Origin of the sequence: Promicromonospora kroppenstedtii DSM 19349 (assembly GCF_000515355.1) — a bacterium.
Lineage (GTDB): Bacteria > Actinomycetota > Actinomycetes > Actinomycetales > Cellulomonadaceae > Promicromonospora > Promicromonospora kroppenstedtii.
In genome coordinates this window covers 112,767-115,951 of record NZ_KI911760.1, presented here as the reverse complement: position 1 = coordinate 115,951, position 3,185 = coordinate 112,767, and the positions used below count along the sequence as shown (strand labels likewise).

The window sequence follows — 3,185 nt, the reverse complement described above, 5'->3', positions numbered from 1 at the left end:
CGTGGACGGCGACGGCGCCAAGGCCGTTGCCGAGGAGGTGGGCGGCGACGCGTGGGTGGTCGACCTGTCCGACACCCGCGCGCTCGACGACCTGCGGCTGGACACGGACGTGCTGGTGAACAACGCGGGCATCCAGCGGGTCAGCCCCATCCAGGACTTCGTGCCGGACGACTTCCGGCTGGTCCAGCGGATCATGCTGGAGGCGCCGTTCCTGCTGGTCCGCGCCGCCCTGCCCGGCATGTACGCCCGGGGCTGGGGGCGGGTGGTCAACATCTCGTCGGTGCACGGGCTGGTGGCCTCGCCGTTCAAGTCGGCGTACGTCGCGGCCAAGCACGGGCTGGAGGGCCTGTCCAAGGTGACGGCCCTGGAGGGCGGCGAGCACGGCGTGACCAGCGTGTGCGTCAACCCCGGCTACGTGCGCACCCCACTGGTGGAGAAGCAGATCGCCGAGCAGGCCAGGGTGCACGGGATCCCGGAGTCCGAGGTGATGGCGCAGGTCATGCTCGCGGAGTCCGCGGTGAAGCGCCTGGTGGAACCGCACGAGGTCGCCTCGCTCGTCGGTTGGCTCACGGGCCCGGACGCCGCGATGGTGTCCGGTGCCTCGTGGACCGTCGACGGCGGCTGGAGCGCGCGGTGAGCTGCTGCCCGGCGGCGCGCCGGGAGTGTGACACTGGCACATGGCATGACCTGCCAGGACTGACGTGATGGAGGAGTCGATGATGACTGGAGCACGTACCGGGTTCGACAAGGTGGTCGCGAGCGCGGCCGAGGCGGTGGCCGACATCCCGGACGGCGCCTCGCTGGCCGTGGGCGGGTTCGGCCTGTGCGGCAACCCGATCGCCCTGATCGAGGCCCTGCTCGCGCAGGGCACGAGCGGCCTGTCGGTGGTGAGCAACAACTGCGGCGTCGACGACTGGGGCCTCGGCGTGCTGCTGAACGCCCAGCGCATCCGTAAGATGACCAGCTCCTACGTGGGCGAGAACAAGGAGTTCGAGCGGCAGTTCCTCTCGGGCGAGCTCGAGCTGGAGCTCACCCCGCAGGGCACGCTCGCCGAGAAGCTCCGCGCCGGCGGCGCGGGCATCGCGGCCTTCTTCACGCGCACGGGTGTGGGCACCCAGGTCGCCGAGGGCGGCCTGCCCCGCAAGTACGACGGCGCGGGTGGCGTCGCGATCGCGTCGCCGGCCAAGGAGGTGCGCACCTTCGGGGACTCCGACGCCGAGTACGTGCTGGAGGAGGCCATCAGCACCGACTTCGCGCTGGTGCACGCCCTGCGGGGCGACCGGCACGGGAATCTCGTGTTCAACAGGTCGGCGCGCAACTTCTCGCCGCTGGCCGCGATGGCGGGGCGGGTCTGCATCGCCCAGGTCGAGGAGCTCGTCGAGCCGGGGGAGATCGACCCGGACAGCGTGCACCTGCCGGGCGTGTACGTGCACCGGCTGGTGCACGTCGGCACGGACATCGAGAAGCGGATCGAGCGGCGCACGGTGGCGGAGCCCGCGTCGTCGGGCACGCCGTCGGGCAAGGAGGGCTGAACCATGGCACTGACGCGACAGGAGATGGCCGCGCGCGCCGCGCGCGAGCTGGCCGACGGCATGTACGTGAACCTGGGCATCGGGCTGCCGACGCTCGTGCCGAACTACGTGCCGGCCGACCGGCACCTGGTGCTGCAGTCCGAGAACGGGATCCTCGGCGTGGGCCCGTACCCCACCGAGGACGCCGTCGACCCGGACCTGATCAACGCGGGCAAGGAGACCGTCACGCTGCTGCCCGGCTCGTCGATCTTCGACTCCGCCACGTCGTTCGGCATGATCCGCGGCGGCAAGATCGACGCCGCGATCCTCGGCGGCATGCAGGTCTCCGCCACGGGCGACCTGGCCAACTGGATGATCCCCGGGAAGATGGTCAAGGGCATGGGTGGGGCGATGGACCTCGTGCACGGCGCGGGCCGCGTGATCGTGCTGATGGAGCACGTGGCGCGCGACGGGTCGCCGAAGATCCTGCGCGAGTGCTCGCTGCCGCTGACCGGCAAGGGCGTGGTGAACCGGATCATCACCGACCTGGCGGTGCTCGACGTGACCCCCTCCGGGCTGGTGCTGCGGGAGCTCGCACCAGGGGTGACGGCCGAGGAGGTCGTCGAGAAGACCGAGCCGGAGCTCGCCGTCGAGCTGGTCGGTTCCGCGGGCTGAGCCCGCGCGACCGTCGAGCCCGCGCGACCGCTGGGCTCGCCGGTGAATCCGGGGGATACGCTGGGAAGAACGGCCAAAGGAGGTCTCATGAGTGACGCATTTGCAGCTCCGACGGGTGCCACGAGCACCGGTCCGGGCGCCACCGGTTCGGGCGCGACACACAGCGCCGACGACGTGGTGATCGTCTCGGCGGCGCGGACGCCGCAGGGTCGGCTGAAGGGCTCGTTGTCCGCGCTGAGCGCCGTCGACCTGGGCGCCATCGCGGCGCGCAAGGCGCTGGAGGGCGCGGGGGCGCTCGCGGCCGACGTCGACAAAGTGGTCTTCGGCCAGGTGATCCAGGCGGGCGCGGGGCAGAACCCCGCGCGGCAGACGGCGGTGGCCGCCGGCGTGTCCTGGGCGGTCCAGGCCGTGACGGTGAACAAGGTCTGTCTGTCAGGGCTGACGTCGATCATCGACGGAGCCCGGCTGCTGCGCACGGGCGAGGCGGCCGTGGTGCTGGTGGGCGGGCAGGAGTCGATGACCAACGCCCCGCACATCCTGGCCGGCGCGCGGTCCGGGTTCGGTTACGGCTCGGCCGAGCTGGCCGACTCCGTGGCGCACGACGCCCTCACCGACGCGTTCGACGACGTCTCGATGGGCATCTCGACCGAGGAGCACAACTCCGGCGACGTGTTCGTGTCGCGCGAGGAGCAGGACGAGATCGCGGCGGCGTCGCACCAGCGGGCCGCTGTCGCGGCCAAGGACGGCGTGTTCGAGGCTGAGCTGGCACCGGTCTCGGTGCCGCAGCGCCGCGGCGACCCCGTCGAGGTGCGCACCGACGAGGGCGTCCGGCCCGACACGACGCCCGAGTCGCTCGCGCGGCTGCGCCCCGCGTTCAAGAGCGACGGGACACTGACGGCGGGCAACTCGTCGCAGATCTCCGACGGCGCCGCGGCGCTCGTGCTCACCACGCGCGCCCGGGCCGAGGCGGCCGGCGTGCCCGTGCTCGCGACGGTCCGC

General features: G+C 72.2%; 4 protein-coding genes. All 4 read left to right on the top strand.

The features are described from left to right. The coding region (locus tag PROKR_RS27800) for an SDR family oxidoreductase (RefSeq protein ID WP_036970355.1) at positions 1–637 on the top strand (637 nt) is incomplete at its 5' end. A gap of 82 nt (positions 638–719) precedes the next feature. Then, positions 720–1,532 (top strand): CoA transferase subunit A, encoded by an 813-nt coding sequence (locus PROKR_RS27795; RefSeq protein ID WP_036970744.1) that lies wholly within the window; start codon positions 720–722, stop codon positions 1,530–1,532. Between the two features lie 3 nt (positions 1,533–1,535). After that, complete coding sequence (locus PROKR_RS27790; protein ID WP_026365903.1) at positions 1,536–2,186, top strand: CoA transferase subunit B; 651 nt, start codon at positions 1,536–1,538, stop codon at positions 2,184–2,186. 174 nt (positions 2,187–2,360) lie between these two features. After that, positions 2,361–3,185: acetyl-CoA C-acyltransferase (locus PROKR_RS27785; protein WP_036970741.1), on the top strand; the 825-nt coding region annotated here is incomplete at its 3' end.